Below are 17,576 nucleotides of genomic sequence, written 5' to 3'. Positions count from 1 at the left end.
GTACAGTCTTTTGACTTTGAATTGTGCTGTTGCTATGATCCAAGCGAACTTTTGACTATAAGCATCGTTTTTTGCGCCAGCGAATAAACGGACAATACTAATCGTGCCAAAACTCGAAAAACCAAAAATCCTGGTCGTCAACGATGACGCGAACAGCCTGTTCGCGCTGACCAGTTTGCTGGCGCAATGGGCTGAGCAGGATTCGTATGAAGTCATCGCCGCCCGCAGCGGCGAGGAAGCCCTGCGCCATGTGCTGATGAACGATTTCGCCGTCATCCTGCTGGACGTGAACATGCCCGGCATGGACGGCTTCGAGACGGCCGAGGCGATCCACCAGCGCGCGCGCTCCGCCAACATTCCCATTATCTTCATCACCGCCTTCGTGGCCGATGAACTGGACCGCCTGAAGGCCTACCAGAAAGGCGCGGCGGACTTCCTGTTCACCCCCGTGATCCCGCAGGTGCTGTATGCAAAGATCTCGGTCTTCGTTGCCCTGGCGATGAAGAACGAGGAACTGAAGAAACAGGCACGCCAGCTGAGCCAGCGCACCACCGATCTCATCTCCAGCAACAAGCGCCTGATGCAGGAGATCGAGGAACGCAAGGTGGCCGAGCGCCAGAACCATGCGAAGGACGAATTCCTGGCCATGCTGGGCCATGAGCTGCGCAACCCGCTCAGCGCCATCAGCAGCGCGGCCTCGCTGATCGGCCTGCCCGGCGTGTCGCAGGACGGGGTGGCGCGCGCCAAGCAGATCATCCAGCGCCAGAGCCATCACCTGGGCCGCATCGTGGACGACCTGCTGGACCTGAGCCGCGCCATGTCCGGCAAGATCCTGCTGAACCGCGTGCCGCTGGACATGGCGGCCCTGGTATCGAACTGCCTGGATACCTACAAGACCACCGGCCGCACGGCGGACTTCACCATCAGCACCGAGCTGGAGCCGGGCTGGGTCAGCGGCGACGTGACGCGGCTGGAACAGATCTTCAGTAACCTGCTCGACAATGCGCTGAAATACACGCCGCCCGGCGGCGCCATCGATATCTTTGTGGAAGTGGAGGACGAGGAAGTCATCCTCAGCCTGCATGACACGGGCGTCGGCATCGCCCCCGAGCTGCTGCCGAATGTGTTCGACGTATTCGTGCAGGGCACCAGCACCATCGACCGCGCACAGGGCGGCCTCGGCATCGGCCTGGCGCTGGTGCGCCGGCTGGTGGAGCTGCATGGCGGCAGCGTGCAGGCGCACAGCGCGGGCGCGGGCGAAGGCAGCACCTTTACCTTGCGCCTGCCGCGTACCGAACGTGTTACCGAACCAAGGCAAGAGACCATGGAACCGAACCAACAGAGCAAGCCGAATGTGCTGCTGATTGAAGACAATGAGGATGGCCGCGAAATGATGGCCATGATGCTGAGCTGCTATGGCTATGAGGTGCGCAATGCGCCCGATGGCCTGCGCGGCCTGGAGCTGGCCACCAGCTACCGGCCGGATATCGCCCTGGTCGACATTGGCCTGCCGGGCATCGACGGCTATGAAGTGGCGCGCCGCATGCGCACCAATCCGGACACCCACCACATCAAGCTGATCGCCCTCACCGGCTACGGCCTGGCCGAAGACCAGCGCCGCGTGCTGGAAGCCGGCTTCGACCTGCACCTGGTAAAGCCGGTCGATATCGACAACCTGATGAAGGCCATCGCCAGCTGCACCGCCGGCGCGGCGGCTCAGCTGGAAGCGCCGGTCAGAGGCTAGGCTGGCTGTAGCGCACTTTCGGCGCGCCAGGCATTTCCACGCCGGGGACGGTATCGATCTCGTCCTTGCGCGCCTGGATCTGTTCACCCAGCTCGACCATGTCCAGGCCGCTCTTCTTCGCCTGCGGGAACATCTCCTGCTCCTCTTCCTTGACGTGGTGGTCGATGTATTCGCCCAGCACTTTCACTTTTGCGTCGTACAGGTCGTCATGCGGGTCCATGGTGCTGATCTGGGCGATCAGGTCCTTGGCGGAGGCGTGTTCCACCGTCGCTTCATCGACCAGGTCTTCGCTTTCTTCGAAGGCGCCGCGCACCGCAGGGTAGAAGATTTCCTCCTCGGCCGTGGCGTGCTTGGTCAGTTCGAGGCAGATCTTGTCGGCCAGTTTTTTTTTGCTGGCAAAGGCGCGGTCGCCCAGTTCTTCATACTGCTTGAACATGGCTTTGACTTCGTCGTGGTCTTTCTTCAACAGGGCAATAGCGTCCTGGGATTTGGCTGTCGCGCTCATGGCTGCTCCTTGGTGGTTGGTCGGCTTACAGGCACAGCTTCTCAGCTTTGTAAGCTGCTGTATGTGCGCCATTTCACGATTTATGCCCGTGCGACATTTCCTCAAAACCTCATGTATGATCGGTTTCCTTAACGATTGGCATTTATTTGATGACCATGTCCGCTTCTGCACCGGAAGACCAGCACAGCGCAATGCGCGCCGCCGACCTGAGCGACCTGCTCGGCCACGTCAACACCTGTTGGGACAATGAGCGCCGGGCTCTCGCGCGCCAGCTGCACGACAGCCTGGGCTCCTCGCTGACCGCACTGACCATGCACCTCGGCCTGCTGACGGCCAAGCTGCCGCAGGAACCGGCCCTGCTGGACCGCGCGACGCAGATGAAGAATTTGCTGCACACCATTATCGAGACCAACCGCCAGATGCAGCACCGGCTGTGGAACGACAAGCTGGAGTTCCTCGGCATCCGCGTTGCACTCAGCGAACTGGTCACACAGTTCGGCGAGCAGCACGGCATTACCTCTCGCTGCAGCCTGCCGGATGAGGAACCGATGGTGCCGCGCAGCCACGCCGTGGTGCTGCTGCGCACGCTGGAAGAAGGCCTGCGCAATGTCACCGCCCATGCCGGCGCCACCGAGGTGGATGTGATCGTTGACGACAACGAGGACGAGATCATGCTGACGGTGAAGGACAACGGCGTCGGCCCCGGCAGCCAGCCGGCCGGAACCGACGGCAAATACGGCCTGCGCGTGGTGCGCGAACGGGCGGTCTACCTGGGCGGCAGGCTGGCCCTGAACGGCAACCCGGACGGCGGCTCGGCGCTCACTGTCATCCTGCCCAAGCCGGTTCCGCAGGCCAGCTAATTCCAGATCCGGTACACCCAGAAACTTTCATCGGTCAGGCTCAGGCGCGCGAATTCGCTGGGCGGCAGGCCCGTGATCTGGCGCGCTTCGCGGCTCAGGTGCGCCTGGTCGGCATAACCGCCGCGCGCGGCGACATCGCTCCACGACACCTTGCCGTGCAGCAGTTCTGCGCGCGCCTCAAAAAACGACTGCTCCGCACGATGGATACGGCGCAGCGAACGCATGGGCTGCCCCGCCCACGCGCGGATACGCCGCTCGGCCATACGGGCGCTGCGGCCCAGTCCTGCAGCGGCGGCGCGAACAGCGAGGCCGCGTACCCAGTCCGTTACACCGGCGGCCAGCTCCGGCTGGCGTGACGCTTGCCAGCGCGGTTCCAGGAAGTCCTCGACGATGCGTGTGCGCGCCTCCGCATCCGCCGCAGCGAAGACAGCGGCCGCCATCGCCTGCCATCCGGCGTCCAGCACCTGTTCCATCGGCAGCATCTGGTCCATCATGCCAGCCATGTCGATGCCGGTCAGCCGGTGCATCGCGTCGGGGAAGAACATCAGCGTCATGAAGTGCACTTCGCCCGGGCTGCCGCTGATGGTGGGCATGGTGTGCGGGCCAAAGAACAGGGCCTGCCGCGGCCGCAGGACGGCACCCTCGATGGCTGGCTGCACCAGCGCGAGCTCGCCCTCGAACAGCAGGGTAATGCCGCAGAACGGCGTGGCCGGATACCGGTTCAGGCGCTGGTCGGGGGGCAAAGCGCAGCCGAGCGTACTGCGCTCGACGATGGCGCGCAGGCAGGAAGCCAGCGCAATGCGCGGCGCAATCAGGCGTGCAATGGTTGGCGGTGACGAAATGGCGTCCGGCATGCGATCATTGTAGCCGAGCCGTGTCGAAAAGATTCAAGACGCCGGTCCGCTGTCCTGCAATACTGGCTGCATCCGATGACCACCCACAGGAGAGTTCATGAGCGCACCTACCAGCGCCCGCACCGACACCGCCACCACGCCGCCGCGGCGCATTGCCGACCTTCCCGGCCCGCGCGGCCTGCCCCTGCTGGGCAACGCCCTGCAGCTGAAGCCGCGCAGCATTCACTTGCAGATGGAAAGCTGGGCGCGCAAGTACGGGCCCTGCTTCCGGGTGCAGATGGCCAACAAGCCGGTGGTGGTGTTCAGCGACCATGCGGTGATCGCCGATATCCTGCGCGAGCGGCCGGATACCTTCCGCCGGCCCGCCATCACGGCCGAGGTATCGATCGAGCTGGACGGCCCGCCGGGCGTGTTCCTGGCCGAAGGCACGCACTGGCGCAAGCAGCGCCGCATGGTGATGCAGGCCTTCGCGCCGCATGCCATCAAGGCCTACTTTCCCCTGCTGAACAAGGTTGGCGCCCGGCTGGAGAAGCGCTGGATGCAGGCGGCGCAACAGGGCGCAAGCATCGACCTGGGCGCCGACCTGAAACGCTTCACCGTCGATGTGATCGCGGGCCTGGCCTTCGGCGCCGAGGTCAATACCGTGGAAACGGGCGACGACGTGATCCAGGAGCATATGGAAGTGGTGCTGTCCGGCGTGGCGCGGCGCTCCTTCATGCCCTTCCCCTACTGGCGCTATTTCAAACTGAAAGCCGACCGCGAGCTGGAACACAGCTCGGCCGAGTTCCGCCGCGCCGTCAACGGCTTCGTGGCCGAGGCGCGCGCCGAGATGGCGGCCAATCCGGCGCTTGCCGCCAATCCTTCCAATCTGCTGCACGCGATGATCGCCGCCACCGACCAGCCTGACAGCGGCCTGGGCGACCTGGACGTGGTGGGCAATGTCACCACCATGCTGCTGGCCGGCGAGGATACCACGGCCAGCGTGCTGGGGTGGCTGGTCTGGCTGCTGCATACCAATCCGGAAGCGATGCGCCGCGTCCAGGCGGAACTGGACCAGCATGTGCCGGACGTGGAGCACATGACGCTGGCCCAGGCCGATGCGCTGGATTACATCGACGCCTGCGCGCACGAAGCCATGCGCCTGAAGCCGGCGGCGCCCTTCATTCCACTGCAGGCGGTAAAGGACACTCAGGTGGCCGGCATCGCCCTGCCCGCGGAAACGCTGCTGTGGTGCGTGATGCGGCATGACACGATGGACAAGCAGTACTTCCCGCTCGCGCAGCAGTTCGATCCGGAGCGCTGGCTGGAAGGCGGCGGCGGCGCGCGCGGTGTGCACCTGCCCTTCGGCGGCGGGCCGCGCATGTGCCCGGGCCGCTACCTGTCGCTGCTGGAGATCAAGGTGGCGATCGCGGCGCTGCTGCGCCGCTTCAATATCGCCAGCCTCGAGGCCGCAGACGGCCTGCCGCCCGAGGAGGTGATGGGCTTTGTGATGGGCCCCGCGCCGATGCGCATGCGGCTCACGCCGCGCTAGTGCGCATTAGTGCAGCTTGACCAGCGGCGTGGTGCGCTTGATGAGGAAGCGCGCCAGCGCCAGCACGCCGGTACGGATCGATCCCAGCACGGCCTGGTGGTGCATCAGGTGCAGGCTGGTGTACATCATGCGCGCGAAGAAGCCTTCCACGAACCAGTTGAACCCGCGCAATGAGCCCATCAGGCTGCCCACCGAGGTGGACTGCCCGAAAGACACCAGCGAACCGTAGTCGCGGTATTCGTATGGCTTGCCCAGCGGCGCCTGGCCGCGTTCGATGCGCAGGAAGGCGGCCAGCAGGTAGTCGGCCTGCTGATGCGCGGCCTGGGCGCGCGGCGGCACCGGCTTGCCGTCTGCGCCGATGCACAGGGCGCAGTCGCCCAGCGCGTAGATATTCGGGAAGCCTTTCACCACCAGTTCCCCGCTCACTTCGATCTGCCCGCCCTTGGCCACCGGCAGGCCGAGGCCGCGCAGGAAGTCCGGCGCCTTGATGCCGGCCGCCCACACCACGATATCGCAGGGATAGACCTCGCCCTTGGCCACGGTAACGTGGTCCGGCTTGATGTCGGTGACGCGGGTATCGGTAACGACGGTGATGCCGCGTTCATTCAGCAGCTTGAGCGCGGCGCCGGACACGCGTTCCGGTAGCGGCGCCAGGATGCGCGGGGCGCCTTCCAGCAGCGTGATGCGCACATCCTTCTTCGGGTCGAGGTGGCCGAAGCCGTAAGCGGTGTAGACGCCGCTCGCTTCGCGCAGCTCCGCCGCCAGCTCCACGCCGGTGGCGCCGCCGCCGATGATGACCACGTCCACGCCGGAAGTGCTGCGGTCGCCCTTCTCCAGCGCGGCCTTGGTCAGCAGCTTGAGCAGGGTAAGGCGGAAGCGCTCCGCGTCTTCGGTGGCATTGAGGGAGATGGTGTGCTCGGCGGCGCCCGGCACGCCGAAATAATTGGAGGTGCTGCCGACAGCCATCACAAGATGCTCGAAATGGATTTGCCGCTCCGGCAGCACGGTCTCACCCGCCTGGGTGGCGATGGCATCGACGGTAATGGTGTTGGCGGCCGTGTCCAGCGCGCGCATGGCGCCGTAGACATAGGTGAAGCCGTTGTCATGCGCCAGCATCTGGTAGGACAGGCCTTCCTGGTGGATGTCCAGCGTGCCGGCCGCCACTTCATGCAGCGAGGGCTTCCAGATGTGATAGAGGCGGCTGTCCACCAGCATCACCTTGGCGGGGCCCAGCTTGCGCCCCAGTTTGCAGGCCAGCTCCAGGCCGCCCGCCCCACCTCCTACGATCACGAATTTGCTTTGCAAACGGTTCTCCCTGAGTGATGGGGCGGCGGCCCGCCATCGTCAGTCGTGGCCCCTGCCGTGCCCCTTGCCGTGATTGTCGTGCTTGTCGTGCTTGTCGTGCTTGCGCTCGTGCTTGTCGCGGCCGTGACCACGGTCGTGATCGTGATGGTCCCGGTGTCCGTGCTCGGCGCGGTAGCGCGGCGCGTAATCGTTCAGGTACCAGCTGTCGCGCACAAAGTAGACGCGGCGCCCACAGGCATTATACCGGCCGCAGTGCTTGCGCCAGTTTTTCGCGTGGCCAGGCGGAACACGCAGGTACAGCGGTTCTTCGATGTAGTGCGCCGGGCGCTGCACGATGATGGGCTGGGCGTAAATCACGGGCGGCGGCGCCGTGTTGCCGATGTCGATGCGGCCATAGAAACCGGGCTGGCCGATATTGATGGATACACCGACGTCCTGCGCGGAGGCGGCTGCTGAAATGGCCAGCAGACTGGCGGCGAGGAGGATAGTTTTCATGTCGTACTCACTAAAAGTCATGGCAAGCGCCATACCGGCATTCTAAGGCTGAGCCGGGCGTCCGTATGTACGCCAGCGCACTTAAATATTGCGTGATAGAATATACTTAGATATCTAACCATTAGCCATCTTATATGTCGCTGACTATCGAAGAACGCTTTTCCCACGCCCTGCACAGCACGGCCCGCGCCTGGCGCCTCGCCCTGGACCGGCGCATGAAGGAGCTCGGCCTGAGCCAGGCCAGCTGGCTCGCGATCGGCTCGCTGGCCAAGTACGGCCCGGTGCCGCAAACCGAGCTGGCCCGCCTGCTCGGCATCGAAGACCCGTCCATGGTGTCCATGGTGGACCGCATGGTGAAGGCCGGGCATATGGAACGCCAGCCATCGCCGACCGACCGCCGGGTGAAGCTGGTCGCCCTCACGGACAGCGGCCGCGCCGTCTATGCCCACCTGCGCAGCCTGGCCGATCCCTTCCGCGAAGAGCTGCTGGGCGGCGTTGACCGCGACAAGCTGGCCATGATTACCGAGTTCCTTGAATCGCTGCAGGCCGCCATCGAATCGAAAGCATGAACACGGATACCGGCATCAACCGCCGCATGATCACGGTCTCCATCATGCTGGCGACCATCATCCAGGCGCTGGACGGCACCATCGCCAACGTGGCGCTGCCGCATATGCAGGGCAGCCTGTCCGCATCGCAGGACCAGATCACCTGGGTGCTGACTTCCTTCATCGTGGCTGCCGCCATCGCCACGCCGCTGACCGGCTGGCTGTGCGACCGCTTCGGCCAGAAGAACGTCTTCCTCGCCTCGGTGGCGGGCTTCACCATCGCTTCGGTGCTGTGCGGGCTTTCCAGCTCCCTGACCGAGATCGTGGTGGCGCGCCTGCTGCAGGGCATTTTCGGCGCGGCGCTGGTGCCGCTGTCGCAGGCCACGCTGCTCGACATCAATCCGCGCGAGAAGCACGGCTCGGCCATGGCGGTATGGGGCATGGGCGTGATGATCGGGCCTATCCTCGGCCCCACGCTGGGCGGATGGCTGACCGACAGCTACAACTGGCGCTGGGTGTTCTTCATCAACGTGCCGGTGGGCGCGCTGGCCTTCTACGGCATCTGGCGCTACATCCGCCCCGTGGCAGCGCCGCGCAAGATGCGCTTCGACGCCTTCGGCTTCATCACCCTCAGCCTGGCCATCGGCGCGCTGCAGATGCTGCTGGACCGGGGCGAGCAGAACGACTGGTTCGCCTCCACCGAAACCTGGGTGGAAGCCATCCTGCTGGCCATCAGCTTCGCCTGGTTCGTGGGCCACACGCTGACTACGCCGCCCGGCAAGTCCTTCTTCGACTACCGACTGCTGAAGAATGCGAACTATGTGAGCGGCCTGCTGTTCATCTTCATCGTGGGCCTGGTGCTGTTCGCCACCCGCGCGCTGACGCCGACCATGCTGCAAGGCTTGATGGGCTATCCGGCCGCCGTCGCCGGGCTGGTAACGGCGCCCAGCGGGCTGGGAACCATGGTGGCCATGATGGTGGTGGGCCGGCTCGTGGGCCGCTTCGACCTGCGCCTGCTGCTGGGCACCGGCTTTGCCATCACGGCCTTCTCTCTATGGCAGATGAGCCAGTACACGCTGGTGCTGTCGCAGAGCGACATCGTGTGGCCTGGCGTGATCCAGGGCTTGGGGCTGGGCCTTGTGTTCGTGCCGCTCAGCGCCGCCACCTTCGCCACGCTGTCGCCGGAGATGCGTGCCGAGGGCACGGCCATCTACAGCCTGGTGCGCAATATCGGCAGCAGCATCGGCATCGCGCTGGTACAGACCCTGCTGGTGCGGAATACGCAGGCCATGCACGCCTCGCTGGTGGAAAAGGTGAACATTACCAACCCGGCATTGCTGAACAACGTGGCCACGCCGGATGCGGCGCTGGCCCTGAACAATGAAATCACACGGCAGGCATCGATGATCGCCTACGTGAACGATTTCTGGCTGATGACCTTGTTGACGCTGGCTGTGATTCCGCTGCTCCTGCTGGTTCGCCCTCCGGCAAAACTGGCCGCACCAGCCGTCGATCACGCCGCAATGGAGTAAGAATGAAGAACACAATACCCAAACTGGCCGGCCTTGCCTTCGCGCTGGCCCTTGCCGGCTGCGCCGGCATCCCGGCCGACCGGCACCCGCTTGCCATGCGCAATGTGGCGGAGGAGCTGCCCTCCTCCATCAAGCTGGCGCGCGAAGGCTGGCCGGAAGCGCGCTGGTGGACCGCCTACGGCGACCACCAGCTGAACGATCTCGTTGATCGCGCGCTGGCGAAAGGGCCAACGCTGGAAGTGGCGGCGGCGCAGATTGCCTCCGCCCGTTCCGCCGTCAACCGCGCCAATGCTGAACTGGGGCTGGAAACGGGCTTGAATGCGGGCCTTACCCGCCAGCGCTACTCCGCCAACGGCCTGCTGCCGACACCCATCGGCGGTTCCTGGATCACGGAAGAATCCGTGAACGTGGAAGCGCGCTACCACTTCGACTGGTGGGGCCGCAACAAGGCACAGATCGAAGCGGCCGTGGGCGAAGTGAACGCACGCCGCGCTTCCTATGCCGCGGCTGAGCAGGACCTGGCCGCCGCCATCGCCACCCACTACTTCACGCTGCAGGGCCTGTGGGCCCGCCGCGCGAACGGCGGGCAGATGGTGCTGAAACAGGGCGCCACCATCGAGGACCGCAGGAAGCGCCTGGCGCATGGCCTGGCGACAGCCGACGACCTGCGCATCGCGGAAGCCGGCCTGCTGATGCTGAAGAAGCAGCTCGACCAGTTCGATACCGAAGCCGCGCAGGAAAAGGAAGCGCTGCGCGCGCTGCTGGGTGCGGACAGCCAGGCGCTGGCCGACCTGAACCCGCTGCCGCTGATGTCGGCCCCGCACCGCCTGCCGGCGCGCCTCGGCGTCGAACTGCTGGCGCGGCGCCCCGACCTCCAGGCGGCGCGATGGCGCGTGCAATCGGCCATGAGCCGCATCGATGCGGCGCAGGCGGCCTTTTATCCGGACCTGAACCTGAGCGCCTCTTTCGGCCTCGATACGGTCTCGATTCCGAAGCTGCTGCGCGCCGGTAGCGCCACGGCGCTGATCGGGCCTTCCCTGTCGCTGCCCCTGTTCGATAGCAAGCGCCTGTCCGCGCAGCTGGACAGCACCCGCAGCGAACGCAATGAGCTGGTGGCGGAATACAACCTCGCCGTCGTCAATGCAGTACGCGATGTGGCGCAGGATGGCGCGGCGCTGCAGGGCATTGAACGCCAGCTGGCGCAGCAGGCGGCGGTAAACGCCACCGCCGCCGCCGTGGCCCGCTCCACGGAGAAGAAGCTGCAGCAAGGCCTGGCCGACAACAATGCGCTGCTGACTTCCCAGCTCGCGCTGCTGCAGCTGCAGGACCTGGCGTTGCACCTGCAGCAGCTCCAGCTGCAGGCGGAAGTCGCACTCACCCATTCCCTAGGCGGCGGCTACTTCGCCGAATCGCCTGCCCTCACTTCCCGGTAAAACATCATGAGCGAAAACACCACGAATCAGGCCAATCCGGCCAAACGCAAGAAAGTGCTGGCGGGGATTACCGCATCCTTCATCGCCATCGGCGCCGCCTATGCTGCGTATTACGCGCTGGTGCTGTCAAAGTACCAGGAGACCGACAACGCCTATGTGGGCGGCAACCTGGTGACGCTGTCCTCCCAGGTCACGGGCAATGTGGAAGCGATCCGCGCCGACGAGACCCAGCTGGTGCAGGCCGGCGCCGAGATCGTCAAGCTGGATCCGGCCGATGCCGAGGTGGCGCTGCGCCAGGCGGAAGCGAAGCTGGGCGCCACGGTGCGCCAGGAACGCCAGCGCTACAGCGATGTGGGCCAGTACGACGCCCTGGTCGCCCAGCGCCGCCTGGCGCTGAAGAATGCGGAAGAAGACCTGGCGCGCCGCAAGCCGCTGGCGGCGGACCATACCGTCTCCGGCGAAGACGTGGAGCATGCGCGGCAGGCCGTGGCGAATGCAAAGGCGGCCATCGCGGTCGCCGAAAAGCAGGCGGAAGCCGCGCGCGCCGGGGTGTCAGGCGTGCCGCTGGCGGACCACCCTGCCGTGCAGGCCGCCCGCGCCGACTATATCGCAGCCTGGCTGGCTGCACGCCGCAATGCCATCCTGGCGCCGGTGTCCGGCTATGTGGCCAAGCGCAGCGTGCAGGTCGGCGCCCATGTCACGCCGGGTACGGCCCTGCTGTCCATCGTGCCGCTGGACCAGCTGTGGGTCGATGCCAACTTCAAGGAATCGGAGCTGCGCGATATCCGCGTCGGCCAGCCGGTGGAGATCGAGGCGGACCTGTATGGCAGCAAGGTGGCCTACCATGGCAAGGTGGCCGGCATGTCGGCTGGCACCGGCAGCGCCTTCTCGCTGCTGCCGGCGCAGAACGCCAGCGGCAACTGGATCAAGGTGGTGCAGCGGGTGCCGGTGCGCATTGCGCTCGATCCGAAAGAGCTGGCGGAGCATCCGCTGCGCGTCGGCCTCTCAACCACGGTGAAGGTGGACATCAGCAAGACCGGCGGCGCCATGCTGGGGGCGCCGATGCCGCAGGCGCCGGTGTATGCGACGCGTGTGCTGAACCAGCCGCTGGCCCAGGCCAATAGCGCCGCCGAGGGCATCGTGTCACGCAACCTGCACTGAGCCCGCCTCAGGCGGCCTGGCCGCCGAGCGCCGCCTGCAGCTGGCTGATGGCGGCCTGCGACTGGGCGATGACCTTGTCCGCAATGCGCTTGCGCACAGCCTGGATGCGGCCGGCCGCTTCCGCTTCCAGCATCACGGGCGTGAGCAGCTGGCGCGCCGATTCATAGAAGGCGTCGCCGAGGCGTTCCATCTGGCTGGTGAAGGCATCCTCCGCCGTTCTCAGGCGCTTGCGCAGTTCCTCCTCGAAGGCGCGGCGCTTGTCGCGGATCTCCGAACGCTTGCGCTTGTTGCTGTCCGTGGCCCATTTGAAGGCGCTGGCCAGCAGCACGGCGCCGCCGACGAAAGGCACCATCGGCGCCACCACCGGCACCACCACGGCAACGCCGAACAGATAGGCCGCCGTGCTGGTGCCGGCGGCCGCCACCGCGCTGCCCATCAGCGTGACATTGGCGGCCGTATCCACGGAGTTGACCAGCCGGGTGCTCAGGCGCAGGCGCGGCATCAGGCGGGCCAGTGCCGCATGGTGCTGGCGTTCGAACACGGTGGACTGGGTAATGCGCATATCGGCCTGGAACAGGCGCAGGTCGTTGTTCAGCAGGTCTAGCGCTTCCTCCTTGCGCCGCACCACGCGGTCCAGGCGGCGCTCCATCTCCTGGCCGAACTGCTGCTGTGCGATGCTGGACCACAGGTCTTCATCCTTCCACTGCCCGCTCTCCAGCCGCTCGCCGATGGCCAGCTCCACGGCGTTGCCCGCATCGTGCACGGCGTCGTCGATGTCCTGCTGCAGCAGGCGCCGTTCGTAGGCAATGCGCGCATCCACCAGCGCCAGCCGCTGCTGCACCTGCTGGCGCAGCTGTTCGGCGGTGGCAGCGAGACTGGCGGCGCCGGCCTCGCTGGCGGCGGCGCCCGCGGCCGAGTCCTGGTAAGTGGCGATGCCCTGGCTGATGGTCTGCAGCGCGCCCTGCACCGCTTCGCGCAGCTGGCCGGCATTCATCATGCCGCCGTTGAAGCCGCGCGCATGGTCGAGCAGCTCGATCTGGCCGGTGCTGCGGCCGAAATCGGCCACCGCGTCCACCAGCCCCCTGCCCTTCACCAGCTTGCGCGCCTGCGTGCCGAGATTGTTCAAGAGGCGGCGCTCCTCTTCCGGCGGCAGGCCGAACAGGTTCTCCGGCTGCAGGCGGATATCCAGCGCGCGGGCGATGCGCTGGGCCAGCGGCCGGGCGCCCCGCCCCTGCAGCGCCAGCAACGGCTTCACGGTATCGTAGGCGGCCAGCCGGGCTGACGGCGCCGCCGTCTGGCTGGCGCGCGCCAGCGCGTTCAGCGCCCAGTCCACCGTCACAAAGGACTCCATGGCATTCAGCATCAGCGCCGTAAACACGGCCGAGGCCTTGCCTTCGCCTGCGATATCGGTGACGGCGGCGAATTGCGCCAGCGTGATGCTCTGGTCCGCCCCCACGGCCAGCGCGCCGACCGTGCGCGCCAGCGCCGAGGCAAAGCTCTGGTCGTGGCACAGGTGCTCGTCCAGCGAGCGGATATGAAGCCGGCGCCCATTGGACGCCGGTGCGGCTTGCGGATCGACAGTAACGGTGCCATCGCTGCTGTTCACAATGCCCTCGCTGAAAACTGGATGTGTTCAGCAAATTCTAGCCAAAAGCCGGCAGCGATGAGGCACGAAAGCCTAGTAGTTCACTTGGACCTTTCTGAGCAGACACTTGATCTCATATCTTGCTCCGGTTCGCGGCTCGAGGACAGCATAGTGATCGAGCGTATCGCTGGAATAGCTGCGAGCGCGGATATAGGTTTTTCGCTTGAAAATAAAGGGTTCTACATCCGTGTATCGGCTGCGAAACCGGCTTATCGCCCCGGTGTCGGACTTTACGTCGACCCCCGTTTCGTCAGCCCCTTGGGAAAAAGGTGCACATTGGGAGATTTTCGGCCGCTTCTTGTCCCATTGGCATGGCAGCAGTATCGCGCCCGACTTTTCCATCGCCGGGATGGATCGCGGAGGTGCCTTGACCGAGCCAGGCAATACCAGGAGTACGGCACCGTGCTGATAAGTGTTCTCGAAGTTGCGTGTGTAGATGGTATCCATTCTGCCGTCGTTATCGAAGTCGAATCGTGCCATCGTCGCACTGTTCATATCCCCGGGAAGGTCGACGTTCGCTTCCTCGCTATCAGGTGACGTAAGCTGGCCCTGCCCGATTGTCTGCGCAGCATAGCTGCAAACCGCATCACGTCCACGCATTATCTCAATCGTTCCGGGAGCCGGGGCATTCTTCCCCGACGGCGGATATTCGACCAGATCGCGTGGGAAACGTGCAAGATCAGGGTACCGTACGCATACACCGCCCGAGGATAGATAGGCAGCTTTCTTGCTCCTCGACCGTGGTGACTGGCAATGTTTCAGGCTGCCATTGAGGACATCGAACCGAAACACATTATCTTCGCCCTGTTCCTTACAAAAGGCCGCGAACCAATGCTGTGACAGCACTTTCCGTCCATCCACCCACACACTGGCGAAGACCTCCGGGTCGCCACCACACATGCCCATGCTGGCGGTCTCGCGTCCAACTTTGACTCGAACGCTGTGGTTTTCCAGGAACCGGCACTCGCCCATGCCATCTTCAGCTACAACAAAAACTGAGTTCTGCCCAGAGACCAGCGGTGCCGAAGAGGTGCTGACGGCCTCGTGCTCCGCCAACTCACGCTGTTCGATGTTAGCCGACCAGCGGGTGCCTGACTGCCCGCATGTGACGACGAGTTGGCGCGGCAAGGGGTTGGGCTCCACACCCTGTGCCGGCGCCAAGTGGGTAAGACAGGCAAGGAATACGAGACAAAAGCGATGCACCGAGAATCTCCGTAATTTTTCTACGGGAAACTATAGCGCGTTCGCAAGCACGAAAATCTCACCTTTTATCACTTCGCAACGTTGCAGACACAGGTCAGCCGGGCAGCAACTTGATTACGCCGGCAATGAAAGCGGCCTGCGCGATCAGGGCGCCGAACATGAAGCGTATTAGTTCCGCCTTCAAGGCACCAATGCGCGCCTCGACCTCACTCCGTAACGCGGCAAAGCGCTCATCCATTTCTACTTTGTCTGCCATCCGCTCCTGGCGCAAGGCGGCGAATTGCTGGTCAACAACTTCGAAACGGCCCAGCATTTCGGCACGGAACAAATCGATACGGGAAGACATTTCCTGCCGCAGTACATCGATTCACTCCTGCTGCGCACTGGCGGCCTGAAGCTCCTGGCGCAGGAGCTTCAGGCCGGACTGGTGGACCACGGGGTCGAATTCGCTGGATGGCATGGCTGCTCCTTAAAACAGCATAGTGCATCCAGCGCATTGCGCCAGCCTTGCGCCGGCGCAGGGGAGCTCAGACCGTCACAATATCGCTGGTGATGGCGCCCACCAGCTGCACGCTTTCGAAGGACTCGGCAATCGTCAGCAGCACCTGGCCGCGGTCGAAGATGGGATCCAGTTTCATCAGCGCCGCAAGCTGCGCCGTCTCGGCCGGCGTCGCATCGCGCTCCAGGCCGGTCCGGTACAGGTAGCCGATGTAGGCTTCATCGCTGACCACATTGGCTGCCGAGTTGGGCAGCTCGTTCGGCACCAGCACCCGTGCGAAGGAATCGGCCACATCGCCGATCGACACGCCCTGCTCCAGCTGCGACAGCCAGTAGTTCAGGCCACCCGCATCCGGCGCCCGGCCGAAGGCCGTGTTGTACAGGCGGACCAGCACGCCCACATCGCTGCTGGCGATATCGACTGCGCTGGTCAGGCCCAGCTTCTCGTCCGAGTTGACGATGCCCAGTGCCACGCCGCCGCGGCTGAAGCCGTCATCCAGGCGGCCGGCCCAGTAATCCAGCTCGGCCTGCGAAGGGACGCGGTCCAGCGAGCGCTCATAGAGGGTGGCGACGAACTCGCGGTTGCCCGCATTGCCCGCTTCCGGCGAATGGGCGATGGTGTTGGCGATCGACTGCAGGAAGGTGCCGCGCTCGTTGGCTTCCTGCCAGTAGGCCACTTCGGCCGCGCTGGCGTCGCGCCCGAGCACCGCTTCGTACAGGCGCTCCACCGATTCCGGCACGCTGCGTCCCTGGGCAGTAAAGGCCAGCACTTCCACGCCATGCAGCGTATCCGTATTGCCGATGCTTGGCGCGCGCATGCTGAGCTGCAGCTGCCCGTCCACCACGCGCATGGCGTAGTCGCTGCGGCCGCCTTCGAAGTAGCCGGTATCGATGCCGGCTCCGCCGTCCAGCCGGTCATCGCCCATGCCGCCATTGAGCAGGTCGTTGCCGGCATCGCCGTACAGCTGGTCGTTGCCGCCGCCCCCGTTCAGGATATCGTCGCCCGCGCCGCCGTGCACGATATCGTCGCCGTTGCCCAGCCTGAAGTGCTGGCCGGCTGCATCGCCGAACAGCAGCGCGCCTTCGCCGCTGGCCGTTACCTGCAGCGCACCCTTCACCAGGCCGAAACCGACGTTTTCCAGACGCACCACCGAATTGCCCAGCGACTGGGCATCCAGCAGGACGGCGGTTCTGGCCGTGCCGTCCGCCACGATGCCGAAAGTGGCTTCATCGGCCGGATCGGCCTTGCCGCTCAAGCTGATCGATTGCATGAGCACAGGGGCATCGGCGGCCATGGCCCGGTTCAGGAACTCGCGCGCGCCAAGGTGCAGGGAATTGAGCTGGCCATCCGGCACTGCAGTGGCGTCGATCAGGGCGATCAGTTCGTTCAGCGCCGTGTCGGCCACGCGGGCCTCGGCGCTGCCGCTGGCTTCAAAGCCGGTTCCGGTGGGCAGCTGCACGGTGAGCTTTACCTGGCCGGTGCCGGGCGCTTTCACGATGCCGATATCGGCCAGGTTCGGGCTGCCGATGGTGTCCACGCGTCCGGCGCCGACGGGATCGACCCGGTAATCCTGCGTCAAGGTGCCGTCGGGATTTCGCACCTGCCTGATATAAACGGAAACGCCGTCAACGAGATCCATCGGAACCGGAACAGGTATGGTAGAGGACATGGCTGAAATCTTCCTATCGAGATTAAAGGGGTCCGAAAATCTTAATAGGAAAAAAATGTAGAAAATACGTTACATACAAATGGAAACAAAAAGGCTATCGCGGCGCCCCCCACACCATCTGCTCGGACAGGCCGTCGCTGCTCACGGACGCGAAGCCCAGCGCGGCATACAGGCGGCGCGCACGCGGATTCTCCAGGCGCACGCTGAGGGCCAGCATGGCGCACGCGCCAGCCGCCTCTTGCTGCAGCGCCCGCAGCAGCGCGGCGCCATAGCCCTGCCCGCGCGCGGCTGGCAGCAAGGCGATATCGACGATGCGCCACGGCGCCAGGCTGCGGTCCACCAGCAGCCGCCCCACCGGCGCGGCCTGCGTTTCCACGATCAGGTTGACGGCCTGCGGGAAGCTCTGGCGGTAGCCGCCGCTCTGGGCCCGCCACTGCATGTCCATCAGCAGTTCCAGCATGGCCGGCGTGGGCGCGGCAAACTGCAGGTCCTCGCGGGTCGAGGCGTACAGCGCTTTCAGGAAGGCTTCGTCGCCAGCCTGGGCAGGCCGCACTGTGAGACGGTCATGTTCGAGTTTCAGCATAAGGTTCGC

16 protein-coding genes are annotated in these 17,576 nt (G+C 65.0%); 7 read left to right on the top strand and 9 right to left on the bottom strand.

Annotation, left to right across the window (positions count from 1 at the left end; all coding sequences use genetic code 11):
- Nucleotides 1-103 precede the first annotated feature (103 nt).
- Nucleotides 104-1,744 (top strand): response regulator, encoded by a 1,641-nt coding sequence (locus ACJRPG_RS06990; protein WP_407999320.1) that lies wholly within the window; start codon nucleotides 104-106, stop codon nucleotides 1,742-1,744.
- On the opposite strand, the gene ACJRPG_RS06985 is transcribed toward ACJRPG_RS06990, so the two are convergent.
- Nucleotides 1,734-2,249, bottom strand: a complete 516-nt coding sequence (locus tag ACJRPG_RS06985; RefSeq protein WP_407999319.1) for a hemerythrin domain-containing protein — start codon at nucleotides 2,247-2,249, stop codon at nucleotides 1,734-1,736. The two genes, ACJRPG_RS06990 and ACJRPG_RS06985, sit on opposite strands and share 11 nt — an antisense overlap.
- A gap of 155 nt (nucleotides 2,250-2,404) precedes the next feature.
- On the opposite strand from ACJRPG_RS06985, the gene ACJRPG_RS06980 reads away from it, so the two are divergent.
- Entirely contained in the window at nucleotides 2,405-3,109 is a 705-nt protein-coding gene (locus ACJRPG_RS06980; protein WP_407999318.1) for a sensor histidine kinase, read from the top strand.
- Here ACJRPG_RS06980 and ACJRPG_RS06975 read toward each other — a convergent pair.
- A complete protein-coding gene (locus ACJRPG_RS06975; protein ID WP_407999317.1) occupies nucleotides 3,106-3,963 on the bottom strand; it encodes a helix-turn-helix domain-containing protein in 858 nt (285 codons plus the stop codon). The genes ACJRPG_RS06980 and ACJRPG_RS06975 overlap by 4 nt on opposite strands.
- 97 nt (nucleotides 3,964-4,060) lie before the next feature.
- On the opposite strand from ACJRPG_RS06975, the gene ACJRPG_RS06970 reads away from it, so the two are divergent.
- On the top strand, nucleotides 4,061-5,494 hold the full coding sequence (locus tag ACJRPG_RS06970; protein ID WP_407999316.1) for a cytochrome P450: 1,434 nt from the start codon (nucleotides 4,061-4,063) through the stop codon (nucleotides 5,492-5,494).
- A gap of 6 nt (nucleotides 5,495-5,500) precedes the next feature.
- Here ACJRPG_RS06970 and ACJRPG_RS06965 read toward each other — a convergent pair whose 3' ends face one another.
- A complete protein-coding gene (locus tag ACJRPG_RS06965) occupies nucleotides 5,501-6,799 on the bottom strand; it encodes an NAD(P)/FAD-dependent oxidoreductase (RefSeq protein WP_407999315.1) in 1,299 nt (432 codons plus the stop codon).
- Between the two features lie 39 nt (nucleotides 6,800-6,838).
- A complete protein-coding gene (locus ACJRPG_RS06960) occupies nucleotides 6,839-7,294 on the bottom strand; it encodes a hypothetical protein (protein ID WP_407999314.1) in 456 nt (151 codons plus the stop codon).
- A gap of 134 nt (nucleotides 7,295-7,428) precedes the next feature.
- Here ACJRPG_RS06960 and ACJRPG_RS06955 point away from each other — a divergent pair, with 134 nt between their 5' ends.
- From ACJRPG_RS06955 to ACJRPG_RS06940, 4 genes are read left to right on the top strand one after another with little or no spacing between them, the layout of a single operon-like run.
- A complete protein-coding gene (locus tag ACJRPG_RS06955; protein ID WP_407999313.1) occupies nucleotides 7,429-7,863 on the top strand; it encodes a MarR family winged helix-turn-helix transcriptional regulator in 435 nt (144 codons plus the stop codon).
- A complete protein-coding gene (locus tag ACJRPG_RS06950; protein ID WP_407999312.1) occupies nucleotides 7,860-9,374 on the top strand; it encodes an MDR family MFS transporter in 1,515 nt (504 codons plus the stop codon). The genes ACJRPG_RS06955 and ACJRPG_RS06950 overlap by 4 nt, the downstream gene beginning before the upstream one ends.
- 2 nt (nucleotides 9,375-9,376) lie before the next feature.
- A complete protein-coding gene (locus ACJRPG_RS06945) occupies nucleotides 9,377-10,807 on the top strand; it encodes an efflux transporter outer membrane subunit (protein ID WP_407999311.1) in 1,431 nt (476 codons plus the stop codon).
- 6 nt (nucleotides 10,808-10,813) lie between these two features.
- Nucleotides 10,814-11,968, top strand: a complete 1,155-nt coding sequence (locus tag ACJRPG_RS06940) for an HlyD family secretion protein (protein ID WP_407999310.1) — start codon at nucleotides 10,814-10,816, stop codon at nucleotides 11,966-11,968.
- 7 nt (nucleotides 11,969-11,975) lie between these two features.
- On the opposite strand, the gene ACJRPG_RS06935 is transcribed toward ACJRPG_RS06940, so the two are convergent.
- From ACJRPG_RS06935 to ACJRPG_RS06915, 5 genes are all read right to left on the bottom strand, one after another.
- Nucleotides 11,976-13,574: a hypothetical protein gene (locus ACJRPG_RS06935; protein WP_407999309.1), complete on the bottom strand. Its 1,599-nt coding sequence runs from the start codon at nucleotides 13,572-13,574 to the stop codon at nucleotides 11,976-11,978.
- 72 nt (nucleotides 13,575-13,646) lie between these two features.
- Nucleotides 13,647-14,741 (bottom strand): hypothetical protein, encoded by a 1,095-nt coding sequence (locus tag ACJRPG_RS06930; protein WP_407999308.1) that lies wholly within the window; start codon nucleotides 14,739-14,741, stop codon nucleotides 13,647-13,649.
- Nucleotides 14,742-14,910: 169 nt separating this feature from the next.
- Nucleotides 14,911-15,162 (bottom strand): hypothetical protein, encoded by a 252-nt coding sequence (locus tag ACJRPG_RS06925; protein ID WP_407999307.1) that lies wholly within the window; start codon nucleotides 15,160-15,162, stop codon nucleotides 14,911-14,913.
- Between the two features lie 181 nt (nucleotides 15,163-15,343).
- A complete protein-coding gene (locus tag ACJRPG_RS06920; protein WP_407999306.1) occupies nucleotides 15,344-16,984 on the bottom strand; it encodes a DUF4214 domain-containing protein in 1,641 nt (546 codons plus the stop codon).
- A gap of 94 nt (nucleotides 16,985-17,078) precedes the next feature.
- Complete coding sequence (locus ACJRPG_RS06915; protein ID WP_407999305.1) at nucleotides 17,079-17,567, bottom strand: GNAT family N-acetyltransferase; 489 nt, start codon at nucleotides 17,565-17,567, stop codon at nucleotides 17,079-17,081.
- Nucleotides 17,568-17,576: the final 9 nt, after the last annotated feature.

This window comes from Pseudoduganella rhizocola (assembly GCF_045984285.3).
Taxonomy (GTDB): Bacteria; Pseudomonadota; Gammaproteobacteria; order Burkholderiales; family Burkholderiaceae_D; genus Rugamonas.
The sequence above is the reverse complement of the archived record's forward strand: the minus strand, read 5'-3'. Positions and strand labels throughout refer to the sequence as shown.

Bases quoted from the DNA above. Each gene is read 5' to 3' on its own strand.
- ACJRPG_RS06985 (WP_407999319.1), bottom strand. From the start codon at position 2,249: ATGAGCGCGACAGCCAAATCCCAGGACGCTATTGCCCTGTTGAAGAAA.
- ACJRPG_RS06980 (WP_407999318.1), top strand. From the start codon at position 2,405: ATGTCCGCTTCTGCACCGGAAGACCAGCACAGCGCAATGCGCGCCGCC.
- ACJRPG_RS06975 (WP_407999317.1), bottom strand. From the start codon at position 3,963: ATGCCGGACGCCATTTCGTCACCGCCAACCATTGCACGCCTGATTGCG.
- ACJRPG_RS06970 (WP_407999316.1), top strand. From the start codon at position 4,061: ATGAGCGCACCTACCAGCGCCCGCACCGACACCGCCACCACGCCGCCG.
- ACJRPG_RS06960 (WP_407999314.1), bottom strand. From the start codon at position 7,294: ATGAAAACTATCCTCCTCGCCGCCAGTCTGCTGGCCATTTCAGCAGCC.
- ACJRPG_RS06955 (WP_407999313.1), top strand. From the start codon at position 7,429: ATGTCGCTGACTATCGAAGAACGCTTTTCCCACGCCCTGCACAGCACG.
- ACJRPG_RS06950 (WP_407999312.1), top strand. From the start codon at position 7,860: ATGAACACGGATACCGGCATCAACCGCCGCATGATCACGGTCTCCATC.
- ACJRPG_RS06945 (WP_407999311.1), top strand. From the start codon at position 9,377: ATGAAGAACACAATACCCAAACTGGCCGGCCTTGCCTTCGCGCTGGCC.
- ACJRPG_RS06940 (WP_407999310.1), top strand. From the start codon at position 10,814: ATGAGCGAAAACACCACGAATCAGGCCAATCCGGCCAAACGCAAGAAA.
- ACJRPG_RS06925 (WP_407999307.1), bottom strand. From the start codon at position 15,162: ATGTCTTCCCGTATCGATTTGTTCCGTGCCGAAATGCTGGGCCGTTTC.
- ACJRPG_RS06920 (WP_407999306.1), bottom strand. From the start codon at position 16,984: ATGTCCTCTACCATACCTGTTCCGGTTCCGATGGATCTCGTTGACGGC.
- ACJRPG_RS06915 (WP_407999305.1), bottom strand. From the start codon at position 17,567: ATGCTGAAACTCGAACATGACCGTCTCACAGTGCGGCCTGCCCAGGCT.